25 protein-coding genes and 1 tRNA gene are annotated in these 23,877 nt (G+C 62.9%); 17 read left to right on the top strand and 9 right to left on the bottom strand.

Annotation, left to right across the window (positions count from 1 at the left end; all coding sequences use genetic code 11):
• Positions 1-270: 270 nt before the first annotated feature.
• The 6 genes from NY78_RS23685 to NY78_RS10195 all read right to left on the bottom strand — a co-directional run bounded on the left by NY78_RS23685 (position 271) and on the right by NY78_RS10195 (position 5,102).
• The gene (locus NY78_RS23685; protein WP_082139960.1) at positions 271-492 is read right to left on the bottom strand and encodes a helix-turn-helix transcriptional regulator; all 222 of its coding nucleotides are present in this window, start codon (positions 490-492) and stop codon (positions 271-273) included.
• A gap of 209 nt (positions 493-701) precedes the next feature.
• The gene (locus NY78_RS24675; protein ID WP_156180917.1) at positions 702-1,499 is read right to left on the bottom strand and encodes a hypothetical protein; all 798 of its coding nucleotides are present in this window, start codon (positions 1,497-1,499) and stop codon (positions 702-704) included.
• A gap of 108 nt (positions 1,500-1,607) precedes the next feature.
• The gene (locus tag NY78_RS10210) at positions 1,608-2,822 is read right to left on the bottom strand and encodes a tyrosine-type recombinase/integrase (protein ID WP_043635219.1); all 1,215 of its coding nucleotides are present in this window, start codon (positions 2,820-2,822) and stop codon (positions 1,608-1,610) included.
• Between the two features lie 164 nt (positions 2,823-2,986).
• Positions 2,987-3,076: transfer RNA gene (locus NY78_RS10205), tRNA-Ser, on the bottom strand.
• 79 nt (positions 3,077-3,155) lie between these two features.
• Positions 3,156-3,830: a PilZ domain-containing protein gene (locus NY78_RS10200; protein ID WP_156180916.1), complete on the bottom strand. Its 675-nt coding sequence runs from the start codon at positions 3,828-3,830 to the stop codon at positions 3,156-3,158.
• A 300-nt stretch (positions 3,831-4,130) separates the two neighbouring features.
• Positions 4,131-5,102 (bottom strand): chemotaxis protein, encoded by a 972-nt coding sequence (locus NY78_RS10195; RefSeq protein ID WP_043635216.1) that lies wholly within the window; start codon positions 5,100-5,102, stop codon positions 4,131-4,133.
• A 228-nt stretch (positions 5,103-5,330) separates the two neighbouring features.
• Between NY78_RS10195 and NY78_RS10190 the strand changes: the two genes are divergently transcribed.
• The 4 genes from NY78_RS10190 (at position 5,331) to NY78_RS24670 (ending at position 11,945) form a co-directional block, all read left to right on the top strand.
• The gene (locus NY78_RS10190) at positions 5,331-6,569 is read left to right on the top strand and encodes a glycosyltransferase family 4 protein (protein WP_043635214.1); all 1,239 of its coding nucleotides are present in this window, start codon (positions 5,331-5,333) and stop codon (positions 6,567-6,569) included.
• 2 nt (positions 6,570-6,571) lie between these two features.
• Positions 6,572-8,482: an asparagine synthase (glutamine-hydrolyzing) gene (gene asnB, locus NY78_RS10185; protein WP_043635211.1), complete on the top strand. Its 1,911-nt coding sequence runs from the start codon at positions 6,572-6,574 to the stop codon at positions 8,480-8,482.
• Positions 8,479-9,672, top strand: a complete 1,194-nt coding sequence (locus NY78_RS10180) for an MFS transporter (RefSeq protein ID WP_043635208.1) — start codon at positions 8,479-8,481, stop codon at positions 9,670-9,672. The genes asnB and NY78_RS10180 overlap by 4 nt, the downstream gene beginning before the upstream one ends.
• A gap of 155 nt (positions 9,673-9,827) precedes the next feature.
• Positions 9,828-11,945 (top strand): methyl-accepting chemotaxis protein, encoded by a 2,118-nt coding sequence (locus tag NY78_RS24670; RefSeq protein ID WP_047960128.1) that lies wholly within the window; start codon positions 9,828-9,830, stop codon positions 11,943-11,945.
• Positions 11,946-12,060: 115 nt separating this feature from the next.
• Here NY78_RS24670 and NY78_RS10170 read toward each other — a convergent pair whose 3' ends face one another.
• Positions 12,061-12,474, bottom strand: coding sequence for a hypothetical protein (locus NY78_RS10170; protein WP_043635205.1), 414 nt, complete (start codon positions 12,472-12,474; stop codon positions 12,061-12,063).
• Positions 12,475-12,720: 246 nt separating this feature from the next.
• Here NY78_RS10170 and NY78_RS10165 point away from each other — a divergent pair, with 246 nt between their 5' ends.
• The 7 genes from NY78_RS10165 (at position 12,721) to NY78_RS10135 (ending at position 16,426) form a co-directional block, all read left to right on the top strand.
• Complete coding sequence (locus NY78_RS10165) at positions 12,721-12,993, top strand: AtpZ/AtpI family protein (RefSeq protein ID WP_043635202.1); 273 nt, start codon at positions 12,721-12,723, stop codon at positions 12,991-12,993.
• Positions 12,980-13,429, top strand: coding sequence for an ATP synthase subunit I (locus NY78_RS10160; protein ID WP_231583908.1), 450 nt, complete (start codon positions 12,980-12,982; stop codon positions 13,427-13,429). The genes NY78_RS10165 and NY78_RS10160 overlap by 14 nt, the downstream gene beginning before the upstream one ends.
• Positions 13,430-13,432: 3 nt before the next feature.
• Positions 13,433-14,149, top strand: a complete 717-nt coding sequence (gene atpB, locus NY78_RS10155; protein ID WP_043635196.1) for a F0F1 ATP synthase subunit A — start codon at positions 13,433-13,435, stop codon at positions 14,147-14,149.
• Between the two features lie 62 nt (positions 14,150-14,211).
• Complete coding sequence (gene atpE / locus NY78_RS10150) at positions 14,212-14,547, top strand: ATP synthase F0 subunit C (RefSeq protein ID WP_043635194.1); 336 nt, start codon at positions 14,212-14,214, stop codon at positions 14,545-14,547.
• Positions 14,548-14,630: 83 nt separating this feature from the next.
• Positions 14,631-15,305: a redox-sensing transcriptional repressor Rex gene (locus NY78_RS10145; protein WP_043635191.1), complete on the top strand. Its 675-nt coding sequence runs from the start codon at positions 14,631-14,633 to the stop codon at positions 15,303-15,305.
• Positions 15,306-15,401: 96 nt separating this feature from the next.
• Complete coding sequence (locus tag NY78_RS10140; protein ID WP_043635188.1) at positions 15,402-16,121, top strand: AzlC family ABC transporter permease; 720 nt, start codon at positions 15,402-15,404, stop codon at positions 16,119-16,121.
• Positions 16,097-16,426 carry an AzlD domain-containing protein gene (locus NY78_RS10135; RefSeq protein WP_043635185.1) on the top strand — a complete coding sequence of 110 codons (330 nt, stop codon included), beginning with the start codon at positions 16,097-16,099 and terminating at the stop codon, positions 16,424-16,426. The genes NY78_RS10140 and NY78_RS10135 overlap by 25 nt, the downstream gene beginning before the upstream one ends.
• A 13-nt stretch (positions 16,427-16,439) precedes the next feature.
• Here the strand turns inward: NY78_RS10135 and NY78_RS10130 are convergent, their stop codons facing one another.
• Positions 16,440-18,920, bottom strand: coding sequence for a sigma 54-interacting transcriptional regulator (locus tag NY78_RS10130; protein ID WP_043635183.1), 2,481 nt, complete (start codon positions 18,918-18,920; stop codon positions 16,440-16,442).
• 220 nt (positions 18,921-19,140) lie between these two features.
• On the opposite strand from NY78_RS10130, the gene NY78_RS10125 reads away from it, so the two are divergent.
• From NY78_RS10125 to NY78_RS10100, 6 genes are all read left to right on the top strand, one after another.
• A complete protein-coding gene (locus tag NY78_RS10125) occupies positions 19,141-19,557 on the top strand; it encodes a universal stress protein (RefSeq protein WP_043635181.1) in 417 nt (138 codons plus the stop codon).
• Between the two features lie 17 nt (positions 19,558-19,574).
• Positions 19,575-19,871, top strand: a complete 297-nt coding sequence (locus NY78_RS10120) for a DVU0150 family protein (protein ID WP_043635178.1) — start codon at positions 19,575-19,577, stop codon at positions 19,869-19,871.
• A gap of 31 nt (positions 19,872-19,902) precedes the next feature.
• Positions 19,903-20,958, top strand: a complete 1,056-nt coding sequence (locus NY78_RS10115; protein ID WP_043635176.1) for a sulfite exporter TauE/SafE family protein — start codon at positions 19,903-19,905, stop codon at positions 20,956-20,958.
• A 30-nt stretch (positions 20,959-20,988) separates the two neighbouring features.
• A complete protein-coding gene (locus tag NY78_RS10110; protein WP_043635173.1) occupies positions 20,989-21,597 on the top strand; it encodes a DUF4881 domain-containing protein in 609 nt (202 codons plus the stop codon).
• Between the two features lie 83 nt (positions 21,598-21,680).
• Entirely contained in the window at positions 21,681-21,932 is a 252-nt protein-coding gene (locus NY78_RS10105; protein ID WP_043635170.1) for a hypothetical protein, read from the top strand.
• Positions 21,929-22,729 carry a hypothetical protein gene (locus tag NY78_RS10100; RefSeq protein WP_043635168.1) on the top strand — a complete coding sequence of 267 codons (801 nt, stop codon included), beginning with the start codon at positions 21,929-21,931 and terminating at the stop codon, positions 22,727-22,729. Before NY78_RS10105 ends, NY78_RS10100 begins: the two co-directional genes overlap by 4 nt.
• A gap of 100 nt (positions 22,730-22,829) precedes the next feature.
• Here the strand turns inward: NY78_RS10100 and NY78_RS10095 are convergent, their stop codons facing one another.
• Positions 22,830-23,624 carry an acetoacetate decarboxylase family protein gene (locus tag NY78_RS10095; RefSeq protein ID WP_043635165.1) on the bottom strand — a complete coding sequence of 265 codons (795 nt, stop codon included), beginning with the start codon at positions 23,622-23,624 and terminating at the stop codon, positions 22,830-22,832.
• Between the last annotated feature and the right edge of the window lie 253 nt (positions 23,625-23,877).

The raw sequence follows: 23,877 nt of genomic DNA, 5'->3' as shown, positions 1-23,877 counted from the left end.
GTTGCCGGTCCGGGAGGCGGCCCCACAAGTACTACGGGCGATTCCATAGCCCCGGCGAACCGAGATAAGCGTCCACACAGCACACAGGGCTTGCCAAGCACGTCCAGGGCTGCTGCCCTTACGGCCAGGGGAACATGACCAGTCATGTAGGCGTTGCACCATTTGCCTGGGAGCGCTATGAGGGCGGGGAACGTGTTTCCGCTTTTCTTTTTGGCCTCGTGCCCCCGGTCAGGGCGTGAGGCCTTTTTCTTGCGCGACATGCTACGCCCCCTACGCTTTCAGGCCATCAAGAAAGACCCGAATTTCAGAGGCGCGCCAGGCGACGCAACGCGGTCCGATGCGGACAGGCTTCGGGGCCTTGCCCTCACGGACCCATTGCCACCAGGTGCTTTTGCAGACAGGGACAAGGGGGGCAATACCGCGCTTCTGGTCGCCCACCACCTGGGGTAGGCGCAACAAAGCCGAATCGGAAAGGTTCTGTGGGGTAGTCATGGGCCAAGCTCCTTTGTGTATGGCCACCAATGCAGGTGGCCCGGATCACTTGGCCCTGATATTTGTTGGACTATTCAAGCGAAAAATACCCCCCGCGTCGTAAATAATACCCAGGCATCGCAACAAAATGCCCCGGCATCGTTGACGACACCGGGGCATTCTCCACGAGGCTAGGTAATTCTTGGAATCGCCAGGAAGCCTTGTTCTGTCTAGCTTCCCACGACGTCGGTGGATTCTTCGCGGGGAATCGTCGGGCGTGCTCCAGCGCCCTTCTTCACAAGCTCGGGTGGCATCCCTGCCTTGAAGGCTTTCAGGCAGTCACCCTTGATAGTGACGCCAAGCTCGCCAGCCAGGGCCAAGACTTCCGACTCCGACCAGGGGTTGGTGCCTTGCTTCGGCCCCTCGGACGTTATGAAGTGGGCCAGCCTAGCGGCACCTGCGTAGCCGGCCGTCAGTTCTTTAACCCGGGTTTTGAGGCTACCGAGCTGCATGTTGGCATTCCCCGGAGTTGCTTCTTGGCTTGCAGGCGCTTCTTGCTCGGCCTCAAGCGCAGCTGCCCTGCCCGCCAAGGCGTCCCTGACCCGTATGGCTTCGTCACGTTCTCGCGTGGCCTCTTCAAGCCGGAGCTCAAGGTCGGCTATTGTTTGGCAAGTCTCTACAGGGGGGGCATCGCAGGAAAGTGTTTGCTCATGGCCAATAAACACTTCATTCATTACTGATTTATATTCATCGTAAAAATCATCAACTTCTTTCTTTAAGTATACATATAGCTCAGGTTGCCAGTACGATTTTATGTGTGGATGACTCGATCTAATTTGAACAATTCCATACCCTTGTTTGCATACAAAATACAGTTCTCCGCCATTGTCGATAATCGAATTTACGACAAGAGGTTTTATAACTCCTTCCATCGACATGCAATGAAGATCATATGTGGAGCATTTCCACCTTGCCAGGAGTTCCTTTGCGGTAAAAACATCCTCGCGGCTAACAACGTCGTCAGGCATTTTAAGCCCCCCTCGGCTTCATCCCTGAATTGATCCAGGGCCAGGCCGCCAGGGAAGCGGCTTTTCGCCGGGGTTCATGAGGCCCCGGCTAGGCCCTGGAAATGTCGTCTACTCGCCAGCCGCCGCGTGCAGCGGCGTCACCTTCGCCCCGGCTTTGAGCTTCTCCAAGTAGTCGGCCCAGGCCTGCATCATCTTGCGGCGCTCGGGCAAATGCTCCGCAAAGTTATAGGCCGCCCGGACAGCGTTGCGCTCGGCATGGGCAAGCTGGCGCTCGATGGCATCCCGGTTCCAGCCCATTTCATTGAGTAGGGTGCTTGCCATGGAGCGAAAGCCGTGGCCGGTCATTTCGTCCTTGGTGTAGCCCATGCGACGCAGGGCGGCCAAAACGGTGTTTTCGGACATGGGCCTTGCCGAGGTCCGCACGGACGGGAACACGTACTTGCCCGCCCCGGTCAGGGGATGCAGTTCCAGCAGGATGGCAACGGCCTGCCGGGACAGCGGCACAATATGTTGCTCCTTCATCTTCATCTTGGCAGCGGGAATGCGCCATTCGGCCTTGTCCAAGTCGATTTCTGACCATTCCGCATGGCGCAGTTCGCCGGGGCGGACAAAAACAAGCGGGGCAAGACGCAAGGCGCAACGAGCCACCATAGAGCCCTCGTAACCGTCTATGGCTCTCAGCAGTTGTGCCACGGCCTTGGGGTCCGTGAGGCTGGCGTGGTGCTTCTCCCTGGCAGGAGGCAGCGATCCGCGCAAATCGGCGGCAATGTCCCGATCAGCCTGTCCCGTGGCGATGGCATAGCGAAAAATTTGACCGCACATTTGCAGGATGCGGCGGGCGCTTTCAACGGCTCCACGGCCTTCAATAAGTCGGACGGCGGCCAAAAGCTCGGGAGCGGTAATGTCGCGGATGGGCCTGGGACCAAGGGAGGCAAAGACGTTCTTTTCAAGCCGCTGGATCACGTCCAGGGAGTGGGAGGCGGACCACTTGGGTTTGAAGCGCTCATACCATTCACGGGCCACATGCTCGAAGGTCAGGGCCTCGGCTGCAGCCTCTGCCTTCTCTTCCTGACGGGCCTTGCTCGGGTCCACGCCATTGGCAATGAGTTTACGCGCTTCGTCACGGCGGGTACGGGCGTCCTTCAATCCCACAGCAGGGTAGACGCCGAGGGAAATACGCTTCTCTTTCCCCCCGTGGCGATATTTGAGCCGCCACCACTTGCCCCCAGACGGGGCAACTTCCAAGTACAGGCCGCCACCGTCAAACAGCTTGACGGCTTTGGCTCCCGGTTTTGCGTTTCGTACTGCGGTATCTGTGAGCATCGGGGGCAACTCCTTTGCCATTCCGTGGCGCTGCCCCCATTCCTGCCCCCTCTTGCCCCCGGATGTCAATGGACGTTAAAAGACAGTCCCGGACTATCTTTCCGGGACTTCTCGCTGAATTTACTTACTTTTTGGATCGTATCGGACTTGGCTGGATCATCATTTGGCGGAGGGAGAGGGATTCGAACCCCCGGACGGGTTACCCCGTCAATGGTTTTCAAGACCACCGCCTTAAACCGCTCGGCCATCCCTCCGCAGAAAGGCTGTTTAAAGCCCTTTGCCCGCACATGCAATATCCATTTCAGCGGGTTCCGCTGGTTTGGCAGGCACATCCTATTCGCAGCCGAGCCGGCTCAATTCCGCGCGCAGCGCCTCCGGCATCTCCAAAAAGGCCAGGCCCACCCCAGGCACCGCCCGACGCCGCGCCCAGGCTTCGTGCCAGACCACCCGCGCCGGCACCGCCCCTTCCAGCACATCCGGAAACTCCACCCAGGCTGCGTCCCCCACAGCCCAGAGGGCGGTCGTAAAAAGGAAACAGCCCAGATAGGAGACATTGAGCGTGCAGGTCATTTCGCCGCTTGCGCCGAGGCTCCCGTCCCCCGGAGGGCTTCGCCGCAACACCGCCGGCAGATTCGCCTCCACCCGCTCCCCGCGGCGCAGGCTGCGCGGCAGGAAATCACGGCAGGCCGCCACAAACACCGAGAGTCCGTCCCGCGACGGCGGCCCGGCGTCCGTGCCCAGGGCATAGACCAGATCCGAGACCGGATCATATTTGAGGCGCGCCGAAGGATAAATCTCGGCCAGATGCTGCAACAGCCGTTTGTCCAGCTGTTTTTCCCGAACCAGGGTCGGCACGTCAAAGAGCACCCCGTTGTAGCGCCGACGCCGGGCCGCCTGCACCAATGCTTCCGGCGTATCGGCCACGTCGCACCCTGCGCCAAGCCGGGAAAGCTCCTCGACAAATCGGTCCCTGGCCCGTCCCTTGCGAACCACAAGCAGCATATGCATGGATTGCGACCGCCCACACGTCAAAGTCCCGGACAAACAACCCGTCCGTACCAGGGCGGGTACCCCGCATGCCCTGCACCGCCTGTCGGCCGTTGCCAAGCCTGGCAGGCCGGCGCAGGCGACTGCCGCTCCCGACCGCAGCACCATTTCGGCCGATCGAGCCAGGCGCCGGCCTTGACGTCGTCGCAGCCCGCGGCCGGAAACCAGCCCCCGGCCAGGGCGAAGACCAGCTGACGCAGGCCTTGAGATCGCCGCAGCCGGCCCCGGGCAGCCCCGAAATCCAGGCCGGACGGGGCTGCTCTACCCCTTGGCCCGGCTGGCCTCGATGAGCTTTCGCGCCCGCTCGGCCAGGGTGCCGACCTCGGGTTTGGTCACCTGGTCATCCGCGCCGACCGACAAACCCTTGTGGTACAGCTGGTCGTTAATGAGCGACGAGAAAAGGATCACCGGCAATGTCTTGAGCACCGGGTCGTCCTTGATTTTCTTGCACAACGTATGCCCGTCCATGGATGGCATTTCGATGTCGGTCACAACCAGACTGACGTTGGACGTGAGCGGCGCGCCGCCCTTGGCGGCCGCCTCGCGCCATGCCGCCAGCCGGTCCCAGGCGTTTTGCCCGTTAATGTCCTGAATGACCTCGAATCCGTCTTTTTCCAGATACGAAGCGATGAGCCGGCGAATGGAGTTGGAGTCGTCCACCACCAGCGTCTTCAAGGGGGCCTGGGCAGGATCGGGCACGGACAGCTGTTCCCGTTCACGCTCGGTCTTCATGGCCAGGGCGGGATTTAAATCCCAGATGATCTGCTCCATATCGAGCAGCAACACGATGTGGTCCGGGAACTTGACCACGCCGGTGAAATTATTGGCGGCAAACTGGGCCACGTAGCCCGAGGGCGGTTCCACCTCGGACCAGCTCAGGCGGTGGATGCGGGTGACGCCCGACACCATGAAGGCGTTAATGACCTTGTTAAACTCCGAGACGATGACCTTGGTGTTCTCGTCCCGAGCCATGGGCTTGCCGAGCCACAGGCTCAGATCGATCAGCGGAATGACCCGCGAGCGCAGGTTGAACGTGCCGATCACGCAGGGGTGCGGCGTCTGGGGCATCTCCGTGACTTTGGGCAACCGGATGATCTCCAGCACCTTGGCTACGTTGACCCCGTAATACGCCCGGTACGGCTTGCCGCCCGGCTCGGTATCCTCATCGATGTAGAACTCGATGATCTCAAGCTCGTTGGTCCCCGTCTCCAGCAAAATATTGGTTTGCGCCATCGCCGCCCTCGAATGCCGTTGGCCCCTGTGGGCTATTTGTGATGTATCCGTCCGCCTGCCCTTGCCCGAAGCCTCCGGATGCGGCAGGCCCCACCATAAGCTTTAGCCGTTCGCAGCCGGACACGCAAGCCTTTGCCGTTCCAACCCACGCCTTTACAGGCACCGCTTCCCTGGACTACAACGCCGCCGGAGTCCCAAACGCCAAGCCCTGTCCGGCGAGCACATATTTTGAGCCTTCCCAAAACAGCCTATATCCTCTTGTGGTATCCACTGCCCTCGGAAACCTTTATTTTCCGCGAGGTGGAGAACGCCAAAGCCGCCGGGATGCCCTTTTCGGTCTATTCCCTCTATGGCGAGGCCCGCAAACACCTTTCGCCCCAGATGGCTGCCGTGGCTCCGTCGGTCACCCGGCTCGGCGCGCGGGCCATTCCCGCCGTCCTGGCCGACATGGCCTGGTGGCTGCTTACAAAGCCCATCGAATCGGCCCGCATCCTGGCCACGATTCCCTGGCGGCGCTGGAGCTGCCTGGAGGTGGCCGGCGAGAACATCCTGGCCATGTGCGCCGGATTTTCCCTGGCCCGGCGGTTTCTGGCCGACGGCATCGAACACATCCATGCCGGCTGGGCCAATGGTCCGGCCACGGCCGCCTGGGTGGCCTCGCGCCTGACCGGCCTGCCCTTTTCCTTTTCCGCCCGGGCCGGCGACATCTACCCGCCAGACGGCGCACTGGCCGAAAAACTGTGCGCCGCCGTGGCTGTCCACACCAACAACAAGGCCAATATCGCCTATCTGGCCGGACAGGCCCCCCAGGCGGCCGGCAAAATCCGCCAGATCTACAACAGCCTGACACTGACCGGCCGCACCCCCTCGCCCGTGCACATGGAGCCGCCCTACCGCCTGCTGGCCGTGGGCCGGTTTTGCCGCACCAAGGGCTTTGACGTCTTAATCGACGCCTGCGCCCTCCTGGCCCGCCGCAATTTCCCCTTCCAGCTCACCCTGGTCGGAGCCGGGCTGCCCCTGCCGACCGCCCGCATCCGCCGCCGCATCCGGGCCCATGGCCTGCGCGCCCGGGTCTTTTTGCCCGGCTTTGTCAGCCACGACCGCATGAGCGAACTCTACGCCGCAACCGACATCTTCATCATGCCAAGCGTCATCCACGCCTCCGGCGACCGCGACGGCATCCCCAACGTCATCATGGAGGCCCTGGCCCACTGCATTCCCGTGGTGGCCACCAACGTCAGCGGCATCCCGGAAGTGGTGGAAGACGGCGTCACCGGCAGGCTCGTCCCCCAGCGCAACCCGGAAGCCATTGCCGAGGCCATTATGGCCCTGGCCGGGGACCGCAACGCCGCCCTGGCCCTGGCCAAAGCCGGCCAGGCCCGCGTGGCCGCCCTGTTCGACCCCGAAACCAACACCCGGTCGATCCTCGATTTCTTCGCCACCATGCCCGTCAGGAGGTCCCGTTAGCCATGTGCGGCATTGCCGGTTTCATCTGGCCCGGGACAGCAACGCCGCCGCCGGCGGACGAACGTCGGGCGCTGTTGTCCGCCATGACCGGGGCCATGGCCCATCGCGGCCCGGACGGCGAAGGCCTGCTCATCGACGGCCCGGCCGCCCTGGGCCACCGCCGCCTGTCGATCATCGATCTGGCCGCCGGCTCCCAGCCCATGGAAGATCCGGACGGCCGGGCCGTCGTCACCTTTAACGGCGAAATCTACAATTACCGGGAACTCAAGGCCCGCTACGCCGCCCGGGGCTTTCGTTTCCGCACCAATTCCGACACCGAGGTCATCCTGGCCGCCTGGCTGCTCGACGGCCCCGAGGGCCTGAACGCCCTGGAAGGCATGTTCGCCTTTGCCCTGTGGGACCGGGCCAGTCGCACGCTCTTTGCCGCCCGGGACCGCTTCGGCAAAAAGCCGTTCTGCTACACCATCCAAAACGGCGTCTTCGCCTTTGCCTCGGAACTGACCGCCCTGGCCAAGCTGCCCTTTTTGCGCCTGGAAACGCCGGTTTCCGCCTTGATGCGCTTTGTGGCCTACGAATACGTGCCCACCCCGGAGACCATCTACAAAGACGTCTTCAAGCTGCGCCCCGGGCATTATCTCCTGTGGCGCGACGGCCAACTGACCACCGCGCCCTACTGGGAAATGCCCCTGCCCGGTCCCGAGCCCAAAGAGTCGGAAGAGGAACTCTGCGAAAAGCTGCGCCTGCTCCTGGCCCAGGCCGTCAAACGCCGGCTGGTGGCCGACGTGCCCCTTGGCGTCTTTCTCTCCGGCGGCCTCGATTCCTCCACCGTGGCCGCCCTGACCGCCGGCATGGTCAGCCGCATCAAGACCTTCAGCATCGGCTTCACCGAAGCCTCCTACGACGAATCGCGCTACGCCAGGCTCGTGGCCTCGCGCTTTGCCACCGACCACCACGAGCGCATCCTCTCGGCCGACGCCTGCGGTTCGCTGTTGCCGGAAATCGTGGCCCGCTTCGACGAACCCATGGCCGATCCGTCCATCGTGCCCACCTACCTGCTCTCCCAGGTGACCCGGGAAAACGTCACCGTGGCCCTGGGCGGCGACGGGCCGGACGAACTGTTTTACGGCTATGAATATTTCCCGGCCTTTCGTCTGGCCGCCGGCTACGACAAGCTGCCGGCCTTCGTGCGCCGCCGCCTGATCGAACCGCTGGCCAAAATGCTCCCCCACTCGGCCGGCTACGTGAATCCCCGGTTTGTGGCCGACACCTTCCTGGCCGGCGCAACCGCCCCCCAGTGGCTGCGCGTCCAGACCTGGCTGTCCGCCTTCACCGCCGAGGCCCAGGCCGGCCTGTGGCGCAATCCCGCCCCGGGAATGCTCGCCCCGCAACAGCTCTTTGCCCCCACCCGGGAGCTTTTTGACAGCTACGCCGCCGACGATCCCCTGGCCCGGGTCGGTTACGTCTTCGCCCGCCAGTACATGCTCGATTACATCCTGGTCAAAGTCGACCGCTGCTCCATGATGCACTCCCTGGAAGCCCGCGCCCCCTTCCTGGACCGCGATCTGGCCGAATTCGTCTGCCGCCTGCCCTCGCATTACAAACTGCGCGGGACCAAACGCAAATATCTGCTCAAAAAGGCCGTGGCCGATCTGCTGCCCAAGGGCATCCTGGGACGCGGCAAGCGTGGGTTCCTCATCCCCACTGCCGACTGGCTGCGCAAACAACTGCGCCCGCAAGTCGATGTCCTGCTCGGGGAACGCCATCTGACCGACCAGGGCATCTTCAACCCCAAGGAAATCACCCGCCTGGTGAGCGAACACGCCACCGGCGCGGCCGATCATCGCAAAAAACTCTGGACGCTCCTTGTCCTGCAACTCTGGCTCGCCACCCACAAGCCAACCATCATCCCGTGAAAGCACACCTCGATCCGGCCCGCCCGGAATATGCGCTGACCCGCGACGCCCTGCAGGCCACGGGTCGCCGCGACATCCTCCTGTTCCTGCTCGTCTCGACCATCGCCTCCACGGCCGGCATCCAGGCCTGGCAGACGCTTATAAACAACTTCGCCGTGGAAACCGCCCACCTCGGGGCCGACGCCGTAGGCTTCGTCCAGTCCATCCGCGAGGTGCCGGGCTTTCTCTCCATGCTCGTCATCTATGTGCTGCTGCTCTTGACCGAACAGCGCGCCGCCTCGTTGTCCATCCTGGTGCTCGGCATCGGACTGGCCGCCACCGGCTATTTCCCAAGCTTCTGGGGCCTGACCGCCACCACGCTCGTCATGTCCACGGGCTTTCATTATTACGAGCCGCTCAACCAATCGCTCACGCTGCAGCATTTCAACACCTTCGAGGCCCCAGTGGTGCTCTCGCGCATCCGGGCCGTGGGGGCCCTGGCCAACATTGCCGTTGGCATCCTCATCTATTTCATGGCCGACGCCATGGGCTACAAGGGCATGTTCGCCGTGGTCGGCGCGGTGGTGGCCATGGTCGGCGTGTGGGGGCTTTGCAAGAAACCCTGCGAAACCAATGTCGCGCCCCAGAAAAAGAAGATGTACCTGCGGCGCAAGTACTGGCTCTACTACCTGCTGACCTTCCTGGAAGGCTCACGCCGTCAGATTTTCATCGTTTTCGCCGTCTATCTGCTGGTCAAGAAATTCGACTACTCCATCCAGTCCATCACCATTTTGTTCGTCATCAACAACGCCATCAACTATTTCCTCAATCCCATGATCGGCCGGGCCATCAACCGCTTCGGCGAACGCCAGCTCCTGTCCATCGAATACGCCGGCATGATCGTCGTCTTTCTCGTCTACGCCTACACCGACTCCCACATCATAGCCGGGACGATGTTCGTGCTCGATTACCTGCTGTTTAATTTCAACGTGGGCGTGCGCACCTACTACCAGAAGATCGCCGCTCCCGAAGACATGGCCTCGGGCATGGCCATGGGTTTTACCATCAACCACATCGCCGCCGTGGTCGTGCCTGTCCTTGGCGGCATCCTGTGGATGGTGGACTACAAGATCCCGTTTTTCATCGGCGTGGGCCTGGGCGTCGTCTCCCTGGCCTTCACCCAGTTCATCCGCACGCCGGCCAAGGCGTAGCAACCCGCCGCCGGGGCGCACCCCGGCGGCACCCACCCATCATTGCCACAACAACCAACATGCGCAGTCTGTTGCGTTGCCAGCCATATCCTGTATGATTGATTGCATTCTGTCCTTCCCCGGACTCTGATCCAAACCTGAGGAGGCATGGTGCGATGCATCTGAAAAAGACCTTCAGGACGGTCTTTCTGGTCCCGCTGCTGCTGATTGTGGCGGCCGGCCTGGGCGGCTTGGTCTGGCTTGGTGCATCCAGCACCGAAGACGCCTCCACAGCCACGTTCCGGGATGATCTCCCGGTCATCGCATCGGCCATCGTCAGGGATGTCTCCGAATCCATGCAGCTCAAAGCCCAGGCACTTCGTGCCTGGGCCAGCCTGCCCGTGGTCCAGGCCGCAGCCGCCGGCGGCCAGCATGAAGCCTTCCAGAAATTCATGGGCGACACCATCGCCGTCATGCCCTCCCTTGGCGTCGCCTACACCAACCTGTACGCCATGGACGGAAATCAGGTGGCTTCCTCCAGGCCGGGACCGCTGGCCGGGACCAACATCGCCAGCCGTGACTATTTTCAGGCCGTGATCAAGGACGGCAAGGACCAGTTCCTGTCCAAGGCCCTGATCAGCAATCTCACCCAAAAACCGGTGGCCATCTTTTCCCAGGCCGTCAAATCCCCCCAGGGCGCACTGGTCGGGCTGCTGACGGCGACGGTGGACCTCCAAAACCTGACCGACTCCATCACCGCCATCCGCATCGGCTCCACCGGCCGCGTCCTGGTGTTCGAAGCCGACGGGGCAGCCATCGCCCATCCTGATCCGGCCCAGATACTCAAAAAGGATGCGGCCAACGACCCCTTCATCCAGCAGGCGCTTGCCAGCCAGGACAAGGGCCTGCGGACCGCTCCGGACGGCCGGATCGCCATGGTGACCCGGGACGCCTTTACCGGTTGGGTCTTTGCGGTCATGGCCCCGATGGAGGATCTGCACGCCCGGGTGCAGTCCACGGTCGGACGTCTGGCCCTGCTGGCCGGCCTGATCGTCGTGGTGTTGATCGCGGTGCTGTGGGCCATGACCGCCCGGATGGTGAGCGCCCCGCTGACCCGCTGCGTGGCCTTCGCCAGGGAGGTCATGGCCGGAAACCTGGACCGGGAATTGCGGACCGACGCCGTATGCACGGAGTTCCGGGAACTGGCTCAGTCCCTTGGCAGCATGGTGGCCGCCCAGAAACAGGCCCTGGCCGATATTGCCGAAAAAGAAGTCCTGGCCCAGGCCGAGACTCGAAAAGCCGTCGACGCCACCCGCCAGGCCAAGGACGCCCTGGAGCTGGCCCAACGCTCCAAGGCCGAGGGCATGTGCGCCGCTGCCGACAAGATCGAGGATGTCGTCGGCATCATCAGCGCCGTGTCCGGCGCGTTGTCCTCCCAGGTGGAGCAGTCCAGACGAGGGGCCGAAACCCAGGCCCGACGCCTGGACGAGACCGCCACGGCCATGGAAGAGATGAGCGCCACGGTGCTGGAGGTGGCCAAGAACGCCGCCAACGCCGCCGACACGGCCAACAACGCCAGGGGCAAGGCCCAGGATGGGGCGCAGCTCGTGTCCCAGGTTTTGACGGGCATCACCCGGGTGCAGCGGGAAACCCTTGATCTCAAGAGCGACATGACCGAGCTGGGCCAGCAGGCCGACGGCATCGGCCAGGTCATCAATGTCATTTCCGACATCGCCGACCAGACCAATCTGTTGGCGCTCAACGCCGCCATTGAGGCGGCCCGGGCCGGTGAAGCCGGGCGGGGCTTTGCCGTGGTGGCCGACGAAGTGCGCAAGCTCGCCGAAAAGACCATGACCGCCACCTCGGAGGTGGGCAACGCCATCCGGGCCATCCAGGCGGGAACCCGGAAAAACATTGAGGGCGTGGACAGCGCCGCTGCAGGCATTGACCAGACCACGGGTCTGGCCAACCAATCCGGGACGTCCCTGGGCGAGATCGTTTCCCTGGTGGACCTGTCCACGGATCAGGTGCGTTCCATCGCCACGGCCTCGGAGGAGCAGTCGGCCGCCTCGGAGGAGATCAACCGGTCCATTGCGGACGTCAGCGCCATTTCCAGCGAAACGGCGGACATCATGCTGCAGGCGGACCGGGCCGTGGGCGAGCTGGCCGATCAGGTCCAGGCCCTGCGGGATCTGGTCGCCGCCCTGCAGGCTGAAGGCAGCGCCACAACGACCGCCCTGCCCGGTGGGCCGGCCGCCGGGCGGCCCGGGCTGCCGGCGGGGCGAAAATCGTAACCCGGTCCCCGGCCCCTCCCCCCAGGCGTTGCCCCGGGACCGCCAGGGCAGCGCCCAGCCCCCACCCGGAGAGGCCGCGCCTCTCCGGGTGGGGGCTGGGGCAACGCCCCTAGGATTACCGTCCGCCGGTGCCGCAGCCGGAGCGCACGGACTGGCAGTAGGCGACGCAGGCTCTGTCGCCGCGGCATTTGGCCACGCAGGACTGGTACTGTTTGGCGCATTGTTCCGGGGTTTCCGGCGCGCCGTTGCCGATAGAGGCGAGCATTTGCTGGGTGACCTGGATGGTGGGCAGATTGGGGGCGATGGTTGCGCCCGAGGTGATTTGCAGGACAGCCCCGCAGGTCAGGTAGCATTGGGGGGCAACGGCGTTGCAGACAACGCTCGGATCATGGTTTGAGCCGTAGGGCATGACAATGGCCGCGACGGGTGCGCCGTCGGGTTTGACGCAATACAGCTGGGTTTGGGCAAAGGCGGCGGTGGCCGCGAGCAGCAGGCCCATGACGAAAAACGAGACGACGAGACGTTTCATATGGGTTTCCTCCTTGCGGAACGGTTCTCCGCTATCCGAGGGCTACAACAAATTCTGGCTGTTGTCATGAATTTGGTTTAGAGAAGTGCGGTTGGCGCGGGAGTTGGAACCGTTGGAAATGGGCTGATCCCCGTTGACTTTTTCTGGGGGCCTGTGCTAGGCCTTCGCGACTTGTGAAGTTGTGCACGAGCGCAGGCCCGACGGGCCATGGGGCGCGTCGCCTGTCGCAAGGCGGGAGCCTTTCCAATGCTTGGCAAGTTGATCAAGGACAGAAATGTTCGCGAGTCCATCGCCTCAGCTTCGGTGATCGGACTGAATCTGGTTTCGGCCACCTTCGTGGGACTGCTCCTGGGATGGTGGTTGGACCGCTGGCTTGACACCAAGCCCTGGCTTCTTTTGACGTTTTTAATTTTGGGCATTGCCGCCGGTTTTAAAAACGTCGTAATTGAGGTCAGAAAAATCCAGAAGGCTGACGCCGAGGAACACGAAGATCATGGCGACACGGATGCGAAACCTTAGGGACGGACTGGAGCGCTGGCTTTTTCGGCGCGGCTACGTCCATCCCGAGGTGCGCGAGCTGGTGCGCAATCAGGTGGTCATTACCGCCCTGGTCTGCGCGGCCTGTCTGCCGTTTTCCGGAGTATCCGCGGCAGCCTGGTCCCTGGCCGCCGGCACGCTCATTATCAGTTTGAACTTTTGCTCGCTGGCCAAATTCGGCCAGCAGATCACGGGATATGGGAACAAGCGCGAGGCCATCGCGGCGGTGCTGGTCCGGTTTTATTCTCGGCTGGCGCTGACTGGTTTCGTGCTCTTTGGTTTGATTGTCTGGTTCGGGGCTTCGCCGTTGCCGCTTTTGGCCGGCATTACGACGGTGGTGGTTAACTTCCTCGTCTGGGGCGTCGCGCGCCACGCCGGCTCCAAGACGCACCAAACGCTTACGGGAAAGGAGGCATAGGACATGGCTGGTGGGTTGCCGCATCCGATTCTGCTCGTCGACGAGGTCGCGAAGAACGTTGGGCTGTATAAGCTCAACGATGTCTTCCACGCCCAGGTCATCGACACCAACGTCATTTACGCCTGGTTCGCCATGGGCCTGCTCATCATCTTGGGTATGCTCGCCACCCGCAAGCTCGCCATGGTGCCGAGCGGGTTGCAGAACTTTTTTGAAGTCGTCGTCGGCGGACTCGAATCCTTCGTCGTCGAAAACATCGGCGAAAAGGGCCGCAAGGTTTTTCCGTTCCTGTGCGCCCTGTTCCTGTTCATCATCACCGGCAACCTGATCGGTCTGGTTCCCGGCCTCGATTCCCCGACCAACAACGTGAACACCAACGCCGCCATGGCCTTGACCGTGTTCGCCTACTACAACTTCTGGGGCATCCGGATGTGGGGCGCCGGCTACATCAAGCATTTCATGGGTCCCTTCTGGTGGCTCGTGCCCCTGATGCTGCCCATCGAAATCATCTCGCACCTGGCCCGGCCCCTTTCGCTCACCCTGCGTCTGTTCGGCAACGTGCGCGGTGAAGAAATCGTCCTGGTCCTGCTTTTCGCCCTGGCCCCGGTCGTCGGCACGTTCCCGATGTACTTCCTGTTCTCGCTGGCCGACTGCATCCAGGCCTTCGTGTTCTTCATGCTGGCCATGATCTACCTCAAGGGCTCGCTGGAACACGCGCATTAGAATTCGTGGGGAAATGGTCCTTAGGACCGTAACTTTAAACACCTGTTTTCAGGAGGATCGACATGCGTAAGGCTTTCATGACCATCTTCTCGACCGCTGCCCTGCTGTCCCTGGCTTCCGTTGCCTTCGCCGCCGGCGACGCCATGGGCGCCATCGGCACCATCTCCTGGGCCACCGCCATCGGCATGGGTCTGGCCGCCGCCGGCTGCGGTCTTGGTCAGGGTCTGGGCCTCAAGGCTGCCTGCGAAGGCACCGCCCGTAACCCCGAGGCTGGCGGAAAAATCACCGTCACCCTGATTCTCGGTCTGGCCTTCATCGAATCCCTGGCCATTTACGCCCTGGTCGTCTGCCTGATCCTGCTCTTCGCCCACCCGTTCGCGAAGATCATCACCGGCTAATGACGGTATGACCCGAAAGGAGGCCGGGCTTCCGGCCTCCTTTTTTTTCCACCCACCCTGCACGCACCAAAGGATGCCGCGCCTTGAAAAGCGAACACATCCCCAAGGCCACGATCAAACGTCTGGCCATGTACGTGCAAGTGCTCGAAACGCTCAAGCGCGAAGGTTCGCAAGTCGTTTCCTCCGAGCTGCTCGCCCGTACCTGCTCTGTCAATCCCTCACAGATTCGAAAGGATCTGGCCTATTTCGGCGAATTCGGCGTTCGCGGCGTCGGCTACCATGTCCAGGATCTCATCTATTCCATCAAGCATTCCCTGGGCGTTGACCGCGTCTGGAAATGCGCCCTGGTCGGCGTCGGCAATCTGGGCAAGGCCTTGCTCCGCCATCAGGATTTCAAGTTCCGCGGCTTTGACATCGTCGGGGCCTTCGACTGCGACCCCTTTAAGATCGGCGAGGAAATCTCCGGTCTGGAAGTGGTCTGCACCCGCCGTCTCAAGGATGCCGTCAAGGAACTGGGCATCGAGATCGGGCTTATCACCACGCCGGTCAACCGGGCCCAGCGCGCCGCCAACTTCCTCATCGAAGCCGGCGTCAAGGGCATCATCAACTACTCCCCGGCCATGCTGACCGTGCCGGCCGACATCTACGTCGAGCACGTGGACTTTTTCCACCACTTCTATTCCGTGGCCTTTTCCATCACGCTGGACCGCCACCAGGATCGGATAGGGGGCGAAAACGCCGCCGACGACGACGATTGACGCCACAGACGTCCGACGCCTTCAGGCAGGTTCCTTGACTCCCGGCTGCGGCCGGGTTTCTTTTTTGGGCCGCCCACCCAGCGAAAAGGAGCAACCATGCACGACGCCCAGCCAGGGGCCGCAGGGAGCGGCAGCGCCTGGAAAAAAGCCTTGTCCCTGACGCTGCCCGTCACCCTGGGCTATGTGCCGGTGGGCATGGCCTATGGGGTCCTGGCCGGCAAGGCCGGGTTGTCGGCACTAAACGTGCTGCTCATGTCGATCCTGGTCTACGCCGGTTCGGCCCAACTGGTGGCCGTGGGCCTTTTTGCCGCCGGGGCGAGCGCAGCGGCCCTGATCGCCACGACCTTGGCCGTCAATCTGCGCCATGTGCTCTTTTCGGCGGCCATGGCCCCGCTGCTCGCCGGCTGGCGCAAGCGGGAACTGGCAGCCTTTGCCTTTGAACTGACGGATGAGAGCTTTGCCCTGCACGCCGCGCGCTTTGGCCGGGGCGACCGGGACAAGGCCGTGACGCAAAAGATCAATGTCCTGGCCCAGGCCTCCTGGGTGGCCGGCACGGCCCTGGGCGTGGCCCTGGGCGACGTCCTGGGCGACGGACGGGCCTTTGCCCTGGATTTCGCCTTGCCGGGCATGTTTCTGGCCCTGTTGGCCGGCCAGCTCGGCAGCCGGTCCCAGGTGGCGGCGGCGGTCAGCGGCGGCGGCCTGTCCCTGCTGGCGTCCGGACTGGGGCTCACCGGCTACGGAGCCTTGGCGGCCGGGCTGATCGGGGCCGGCTGCGGCCTTGGAGTGGAACGATGGATGACGCGACAGCCTTCCTGACCATCGCCGGCATGGCGGCGGTCACTTACGCCACCCGCAGCGGGCCGCTGCTCTTTCTGGCCGGCCGGACCCTGCCGCAAGGAGCCATCCGGTTCTTGGCCCATGTCCCGGCAGCCGTGCTGGCTGCGTTGGCTGCCCCGGCCCTGCTGCGGCCCGAGGGCCGTTTCGACGCCAGTCCCGGCAACGTCATTTTCTGGGCCGGTCTGGCCGCCTTTGCCCTGGCCCTTCGGACCAAGGGCTTTTTCGGCCCGGTGGCCTTGGGCATGGGGCTTGTGGCCGCAGCCCGTTACATCTGGGGCGGCTGACCGGCCGGCCGGCTCAGCTCATGCGGCGTCCGACCAGCCGATACCGGGTGGCCGGGCCTTTCCCTTCCTTGAGTACGATTCCCCGGGCAACCAGATCGCGCAGGTCGTGCTGGGCGGTGCGCTGGGGCACATCGTTGCCGACGGAATCCTGATAATCCTGCCGGGAAAACGTCGGCCGGTCGAGCAGGGAGCGCAGGGCCTTGCGTTGCCGGGCGGACAAGGGGGCGTCCAGAGCCTGCGGTTCGCTTTCGCCAGGCCCGCCGGCCTGGGGCTGCCCGCCAACCGCGGTCTCGCCGGGCGTCTCGTCTTCAAAATGGATGTCTTCGGCCAGGATGAGTTCCCGCTCGGCCAGGGCTGCGGCCCGGATGATGCAGTTTTTGAGCTCCCGGACGTTGCCCGGCCAGCCATGCTGCAGCAGTTTGTCCAACGCTCCCCGGGACAGGGACAGCTCGCCCTTGCCCATGCGCCGGGTCGCCAGCTTCAGGAAATAGCCGGCCAGCACCGGGATGTCGTCCTGGCGTTCGCGCAAAGACGGGGTGGAGACGGCCAGGACCTGCAAGCGGTAGAAGAGGTCTTCCCGGAAGGTCCCCGAGGCCACGAGATCCTTGAGATTGACGTTGGTGGCGGCGATCACCCGGGCGTCGAAGGCCTGTTCCTCGTCGCTGCCCAGGGGACTGATGCGCCGGACGGACAAGGCCCGCAGGAGGGCCTGCTGCACCCGGGGCGAGGCGTTGCCGATTTCGTCGAGGAGCAACGTCCCGCCGTCAGCGGCCAGAAACGCGCCCTTGCGGTCGCTCTTGGCCTCGGAAAAGGCCCCCTTGATATGCCCGAAAAGGGCATCCATGAGCAGATTCTCGTCCAGGGCCCCACAGTTGATGGAGATAAAGGGCATGTCCTTGCGCCGGCTCAGGCGGTGTACGGCTTCGGCCGTCAGTTCCTTGCCCGTCCCGGTCTCACCGATAATGAGCACATCGGCGTCGGTGGCGGAAATTTTCTGGATACGCTCCAGGAGCCGGTTCATGGCCGAGCTTTCCCCCACCAGATCTTCCAAGGCCTCGCTTGGCAATCCTTGGCGCGATAGTGGCGTGACAAGCTGCACCCGCTCTCTGGCGCGAACCGACCGCAATCGTTCGTCCCGGACCTTGATTTCCATTTCCTTGGAGAGCAAGGCCGCAACCAGGCGGTTGATGGCGCGCTTGAGCGTCGAGGTATCCAGGTCGCTGTCCGGGAGTTCTATCTCGTGCAGCCGCCCTTCCAGGCGCATGGACCGGACTTCCTCGGCCAAGCGGAGAATGGGTTTGGTGATGACCCGGGCCAGCAGGATAATACATCCCGCCATCGTCACAATCGCGCCAAGCGTGGTGACGAACAGAATGTTGAACTGGCCGAACTCCGCCGCCCGAGGCAGCAGACTGCGGTCGATATAGACGATGCCGCCGATAATCTCCGAACCCTCGGCATCGCCTCCCCGGAAGCGGACCGGGGCATACCCGATATAATCCTCGCTGGAGGCAATCTTGGACGGACCGAAATCGGCCTCGCCGCGTTCGATGCCGGAAAGGCCCTGTTGCATGGCGCTGATCATCCGCCAGAAAGTCTCGTGGCGCGGTCCGGGCCGAAACGCCCCGTCATAGCCGGGCTTGCCGTGATCCCCGGACAGACCGACCTTGGCGCTTTCCACCGAGAGTTGGCGCTGGGGATCATCCACATTTTCCGACTGGAAGAGAAACCAGCCCCGCTCGTCAAGAAACAGGCTCAGACGGTTCTCTGCGGTGCGATTGAAGCCCAGCAGCGGCGAACGCGGCGAATTGTAAAGGGACAGGACATTGCGCAATTGCCGGGCATCAATGGACAGGATCAGGTACCCGGCCAGCCGGCCGTGCTCTTCGAGCACCGGGGTGGTCAGGCGCAGGACCGTCAGATCCCGCTGCCGCGGCTGGGTCCCAAACCCGGTCGGCGGATAATACACGTCCAGCAGTTCAGACAGGGCCACCTGCCCCCGCCCCAGCCCGACAGCTTTGCGCGATACCACAAACGGGCTGTTTTTGGCCTGCTGCACGTATTCCGCCGGCACCTCCTCAACGCGCTCGCCATTGGTCAAAAAGGCATATTGGTTGTCGGCCCCTTCGCCGACATAGGCCGCCTCGGCGTACAGCTCCCCCCGGGCGGAGGCCGAGGCGTCCATGAAATTGCGCAACCGCTCCCGGGTCATGGGGCGATGGGCCAGGGCCACGATATCCTCCCGGCAGCCTTCCAGGACGATCTCGATTTCATGGGCCTGGGCCAGGGTCATGGTCAGGGAACTGCGGCCCAGGGCCAGATCGATATAGCGGTTGGAAAAGAGGTTGAGCACAAACCCCGTGGCTCCAAGGGTCAGGATGACCGGCGGGATCAGGAAGACAAGGAGTTTTTTGCGGATGCTCCAGTCTGAGAGACCGCTTGGGGACGTCACCGGGAATACGACGCGGGGGTTTCGCCGAAACAGGTGCAGCATGGGGACTCCGGGGCGGCCAAACCGACTGGCGCGTTTTGCGGGATACCACTGATCTGGCGCTATTAATGCGCAAAATACCCGCAACTTTGTCAAGCGCTTTTTTTCACGAAACTATTTTAATCAATAAATTCAACATATAAATCACGATGGCACACCCCTTGCTTTAATAGGAGCGAAACCGGCGACCCGCAACGCGCCGGATCAAAAAGGAGGTGTTCTCATGCAGATTCTCGTGGCACTCGATCAATCACCTTTTGCCGTAACCGTTCTGGATAAAGCCATCGCCCTGGCCAAGCAACAGGGAGCGACCCTGTCCATCATGACCGTGGCCGAGGACTTTCTCGATCTGGGCGACTACCTGGACGTCAACTCTATAAGCGATAAAATTTTAGCCTCTACCAAAGTGGCTGCTGAGAATTACACTGCCGTGGCCAAAAAGGCCGGCATCGACGCCAAGGTTGTGGTCGAACAGGGTGTTTCCCCGGCCGACCTGATCATCGCCCATGCTGAAAACAACGGCATCGACATGATCGTCATGGGCCACCAGGGCAAGAAAGGCCTGTCGAAATACCTGATCGGCAGCGTGGCCGCCCGCGTGGTTTCCCACGCGCCGTGTTCGGTTCTCGTGATCCGCTAACACTCCAGGGGGAAGAGATGAACGCCAAAATCAAGGTCCTGTTCGCCACCGTCCTGACCTTCGTCCTCATGGCCCCGGCCATGGCCTTTGCCGCCGGCGGCGGCGGAGCGCCCATCGTCATGGTGGCCGACACCAGAAAGCTCTCCGGCATCATGGCCTGGTGGGGCAACCTCTATAACGAGTCCCACCTCTACTTCACCATCCTGACCGTCATCCTTATTCCGCTGATCGGCGTCATCTTCGGCGTGCTGGCCGACATCATCATGCACTTCATCGGCATCGACCTGAAGTCCCGCGACCTGGCCGAACATTAAACCGGACCGCTAGGCGAAAAGGAGAATCCACATGGAATGGCTTTATATCCTCATGCCCATCGCGGGCGTTAAAATCTTCTGGCCGGGCCTTATCATTCTTGGCATCGGCGTTGGCGTCATCGGCGGCTTCTTCGGCATGGGCGGCGCCTGGATGGTCACCCCGGGCCTCAATATCCTCGGTTTCCCCATGGCCTTCGCCATCGGCACCGACATCGCCCACATGGCCGGAAAATCGCTTATTTCCACCATGCGCCACGGCAAGTTCGGCAACGTCGATTACAAACTCGGCTTCATCATGCTCTTTGGAACAATCGCCGGATTTGAAGTCGGCGCCCAGATGATCATGTGGCTCGAGCGCATCGGCAAGGTCGACATGGTCGTGCGCTGGATCTACCTCGGCCTGCTGGCCTTTATCACCTGGATGGTCTTTGCCGACATCTCCCGCCGCAAGGCCAAGGACCGCGCCGCCATCGCCGCCGGCCAGGAAGTGGACAAGAACGCCACCGGCCTCGAGTGGCACAAGGCCCTGCACAAGATCAAGATCCCGCCCATGGTGCACTTGAACGTGGCCGGCATCTACTGCTCCGCCTGGCTGCCCATTGCCGTCAGCTTCTTCACCGGCTGGCTGGCCGGCATCCTCGGCATCGGCGGCGGTCTCATCCGCATGCCCTCCCTGATCTATCTCGTCGGCTGCCCGACCCACGTCGCCGTCGGCACCGACCTCTTTGAAGTCGCCATCTCCGGCCTCTACGGCGCAGCCTCCTACACCTACAAGGGCCGCACCGAACTCGTGGCCGCCATCATCATGCTCATTGGCGCAGCCATGGGCGCCCAGGTCGGCGCTGTGGCCACCAAGTACATCAAGGGCTACGGCATCCGCTACGTCTTCGGCCTGGCCGTCATCGGCTGCGGCATCTCGATCTTCTTAAAGCTCATGGGCGTCTACGTCCCATCCATCGCAGGCACCTGCGACATCATCGCCACCTACCTCATCTTGGGACTGGTGTCGGGCATGGCTCTCTACATTACGATCAAGATGGTCCAGGGAGCGAAGCACGAACTGGCCATGAAGAAGGCCAAGGCCTAGCGCGCAACAGCAAAAGGAAAGGAGAAAGCCATGCGTACCATGCTCAAGAATATGCTGCTGGCCGCCCTGCCCGTCGTCTTCCTGGCCGGCTGCGTGGATTACGGCAAGGTTGACCAGGGCCGCACCGTGGCCGTGGACAAGGAAAAACAGACCCTGACCTTCATCCGCGACAAGGCCAATGACTGGCAAAAGCCCGACTACACCTATCTGCCGGCCCTGACCTACTCGTTCCCGACCAATCCGGCCGAAATGGGTGAAATGCCGAAAGCCGGCCTGCGCATGAAACTGGATGCCGACAAGAGCCAGATCGTGCTGTACGATCCCAAGAAGCAGAACTTCGAAACCATTGCCATCCAGATCGTGGACAAGCAGGAAGGCATCGACGGGAAGCACCCGCTGGTCTTCGACGCCGCCGCTGAGAAGGCCAAGCCCTTCCCGGCCCTGGACAAGGACAAGAAGACCGTCACCATCTACTCCGGCCGCCAGAAGCTGCTCGTCACCTTCGTGATCCCCGACGAGTACCTGGCCCTGCCCGCCGCGGCCTGGGATTCCGGCGACGAAGTGCGCGTCTACTACAAGGACGACGGCAAGGCCCTGCGTCTCATGAACGTGACCAAGACCAACATCTTCAAGAAGTAGGAATCAACCCCACACCCCGCCAAGCCGTCCCGGTTCGCCCGTGGGGCCGGGACGGCCCTTGCGAAAAACCCAAGGAGACCGCCATGCTGTTTGAACGCTCCTCCTCCCCGGCTCCGGAACTCAACAGCCGCCAGCGTTGGGCCGTTATCTGCATGGATGTGGCCATGCTTGCCGAAGTCACCCTTTCCGTCTATTTAGCATCCAGACAACCTGACGATTTCACCCCGGTTTTCATGAAGGTGTTTTTCTCCATGCTCATCCCCACCATCGCCATCGGCATCTTTGCCATCCGCCGCTTCCGCGATCGCACCCCCGAAACCGGAGCTGAAGCGTGAACGAGGCCGGGCTGACGCGGCTGCGCGAACTTCTGGGCTGGATAGCCGCCGCCTTTTGCCTGTGCGCCGCCCTGGCCCTGGCCGACAGCTTCGTCAACAGTTTTCATACCGGACCCAACACCTTTTCGGTGCTGGTGGGCGGCGAAGAAAGTCTCTCCGGCCCCCTGCCGGTGGAGGCCGCCGACGCCACAGCCATGGTCGCCGTCATCGACCACCCCGGACTGAGCTTTTCCATCACGACCCAGGCCCAGGGCTTCTGGATGGGCAATCGCATGTGGCTGGGCACGCTGAAGGTCGCCCCGGACGCCAAGCCCGGCACAGCCACCGTCGTATTGCGCAATCCTGGCGGCGAGGCCAACACCCCGGTCCAGGCCTTTGTCATCCATATCTATCCCGATCGGGCAGCGCTCAACGCCGCCTCCAATTCCCAAAGCCTGCGCCTGCTGGGCCTGACCCCCATGAGCGTGGCCGCCTACTGCCTGATTGCCGCCTGTCTGGTTGGCCTGTGCGTCTACCTGACCACCCGCCGCCTGGAGGCCATCTGGACCAGACTCGGCAAGGCCGTGGTCTACATGACCAAGAAGACTCCGGACGGACTCCTCATTTCCTTTGGCCTGGGTTCGGACCAGGGACTGGCCATCGGCTCCTCGGTCGCCGTCCACGACCAATCCGGCCTGCCCGTGGCCATGGCCTCGGTGATGCGCTGCTCCCCGGACGATGCCGCTGCCCTGGTTGTCGGGGACGGCAAGGTGTCCCTGGGCAACCTCGTCAGCATCGCCCCGCCTGCCGGCGGTTGATTCCCTGCCGCCGCCCTGGTTGTCAGGCAAGGCTTCCCTGGCTCACCTTGTCAGCGTCGCCCCGCCCGCCGGCGTCTGATTCTCCTGCCGCTCCCCGACGTTACTCGCCGCAGCGAAGCTCCCGAGCGCCAACGACGGTGATCCCGATCCAGCCAACGCTCGCCGTTTGCGCCCGCACTGCGCCAAGAAGCGACAGTTCCTCCACAGGATGGTCCTCTACCGTGATGGTCGCCGCCGCTTCGTGCCAACCGGACGCGACCTTGTCCTGGATGTCGGGCAGAAGCCAGCGCAACTGCGGGGAATTTCCCGGTGCGGTCAGATCCGGCCAGCCCACCGTGCCAATGGTTTTATTGGCCAAAAAACCCAGGGCAGGCCCAGGATTGCCCGTGAGTTCGAGTGCGGCGCTCACCAGCCGTCTGTCCTTGACGCACAGGGAAGCCCCAAGCCGGGCGCCGGCGCGCAGCGGTGCCGCCGCCGGATGCTCGAGGGGCATGGAGCGCGTGAGAAAGGTGGAGCCAAACTTCTTGGGCCAGCCCTGAAGGAGGCCGCGCAGGAGCGAGATGTCCTGGTCCACCCAGATAAAGGGGCAGAAATTGGCGAGACTCCCATCCGGGCGTTCGATCTCCACAATGACGATGGTCTCACGGTATTGGGCGTACACGGGATCGACCATTTCCCGGCCGTCGGTGGTGGCCTGCCAATCGGCAAAATGGATGCAGCCGTTTCCGGTCAACCGGCCAAGCCCGGGCGGTATGATACGCTGGCTGTTCACGGTTTCGCAGGTGATGGCCACATTGATCAGCCATCCGGCATAATGCCAGGGCGGCGGCGGCACCAGGGCGGCGCGGCCGCTGGCGGTAAAGGGCGCGGTGAAACTGGTCAGGGCGAACTCCATGCCATCTCCTCATTGGTCGTCGGCCTACCTGCAAGAATGACGCAACTGCCATGCAACAGGGAGGAAGTCTCCTCCGAAGAGACCGCTACCCCCAACCTGCGCAGGGGTCAATTCCATGAGGGAACGCCAAAGAAGCAAAAAAAAAGGAACCATGGCAGTCCATGGTTCCTTGTCCTTTTCCGGTCGAACGATCCGCCGGGCGGCTGGCCCGGGTGGACCGGCCGCAGTCGGCTCACCCGGGGAGCGGGATTGG

This window comes from Desulfovibrio sp. TomC (genome assembly GCF_000801335.2).
Lineage (GTDB): Bacteria > Desulfobacterota > Desulfovibrionia > Desulfovibrionales > Desulfovibrionaceae > Solidesulfovibrio.
Note: the sequence above shows the minus strand (reverse complement) of the source record. Positions and strands in the feature narration are given on the sequence as shown.

Excerpts from the sequence above, each read along its gene's own strand:
- NY78_RS10165 (WP_043635202.1), top strand. The coding sequence starts at position 12,721 with ATGCTTGGCAAGTTGATCAAGGACAGAAATGTTCGCGAGTCCATCGCC.
- NY78_RS10170 (WP_043635205.1), bottom strand. The coding sequence starts at position 12,474 with ATGAAACGTCTCGTCGTCTCGTTTTTCGTCATGGGCCTGCTGCTCGCG.
- NY78_RS24675 (WP_156180917.1), bottom strand. The coding sequence starts at position 1,499 with ATGCCTGACGACGTTGTTAGCCGCGAGGATGTTTTTACCGCAAAGGAA.
- atpE (WP_043635194.1), top strand. The coding sequence starts at position 14,212 with ATGCGTAAGGCTTTCATGACCATCTTCTCGACCGCTGCCCTGCTGTCC.
- NY78_RS10105 (WP_043635170.1), top strand. The coding sequence starts at position 21,681 with ATGCTGTTTGAACGCTCCTCCTCCCCGGCTCCGGAACTCAACAGCCGC.
- asnB (WP_043635211.1), top strand. The coding sequence starts at position 6,572 with ATGTGCGGCATTGCCGGTTTCATCTGGCCCGGGACAGCAACGCCGCCG.
- NY78_RS23685 (WP_082139960.1), bottom strand. The coding sequence starts at position 492 with ATGACTACCCCACAGAACCTTTCCGATTCGGCTTTGTTGCGCCTACCC.
- NY78_RS10195 (WP_043635216.1), bottom strand. The coding sequence starts at position 5,102 with ATGGCGCAAACCAATATTTTGCTGGAGACGGGGACCAACGAGCTTGAG.
- NY78_RS10130 (WP_043635183.1), bottom strand. The coding sequence starts at position 18,920 with ATGCTGCACCTGTTTCGGCGAAACCCCCGCGTCGTATTCCCGGTGACG.
- NY78_RS24670 (WP_047960128.1), top strand. The coding sequence starts at position 9,828 with ATGCATCTGAAAAAGACCTTCAGGACGGTCTTTCTGGTCCCGCTGCTG.
- NY78_RS10125 (WP_043635181.1), top strand. The coding sequence starts at position 19,141 with ATGCAGATTCTCGTGGCACTCGATCAATCACCTTTTGCCGTAACCGTT.
- NY78_RS10120 (WP_043635178.1), top strand. The coding sequence starts at position 19,575 with ATGAACGCCAAAATCAAGGTCCTGTTCGCCACCGTCCTGACCTTCGTC.
- atpB (WP_043635196.1), top strand. The coding sequence starts at position 13,433 with ATGGCTGGTGGGTTGCCGCATCCGATTCTGCTCGTCGACGAGGTCGCG.
- NY78_RS10140 (WP_043635188.1), top strand. The coding sequence starts at position 15,402 with ATGCACGACGCCCAGCCAGGGGCCGCAGGGAGCGGCAGCGCCTGGAAA.
- NY78_RS10200 (WP_156180916.1), bottom strand. The coding sequence starts at position 3,830 with ATGCATATGCTGCTTGTGGTTCGCAAGGGACGGGCCAGGGACCGATTT.
- NY78_RS10160 (WP_231583908.1), top strand. The coding sequence starts at position 12,980 with ATGCGAAACCTTAGGGACGGACTGGAGCGCTGGCTTTTTCGGCGCGGC.
- NY78_RS10210 (WP_043635219.1), bottom strand. The coding sequence starts at position 2,822 with ATGCTCACAGATACCGCAGTACGAAACGCAAAACCGGGAGCCAAAGCC.
- NY78_RS10135 (WP_043635185.1), top strand. The coding sequence starts at position 16,097 with ATGGATGACGCGACAGCCTTCCTGACCATCGCCGGCATGGCGGCGGTC.
- NY78_RS10095 (WP_043635165.1), bottom strand. The coding sequence starts at position 23,624 with ATGGAGTTCGCCCTGACCAGTTTCACCGCGCCCTTTACCGCCAGCGGC.
- NY78_RS10115 (WP_043635176.1), top strand. The coding sequence starts at position 19,903 with ATGGAATGGCTTTATATCCTCATGCCCATCGCGGGCGTTAAAATCTTC.
- NY78_RS10110 (WP_043635173.1), top strand. The coding sequence starts at position 20,989 with ATGCGTACCATGCTCAAGAATATGCTGCTGGCCGCCCTGCCCGTCGTC.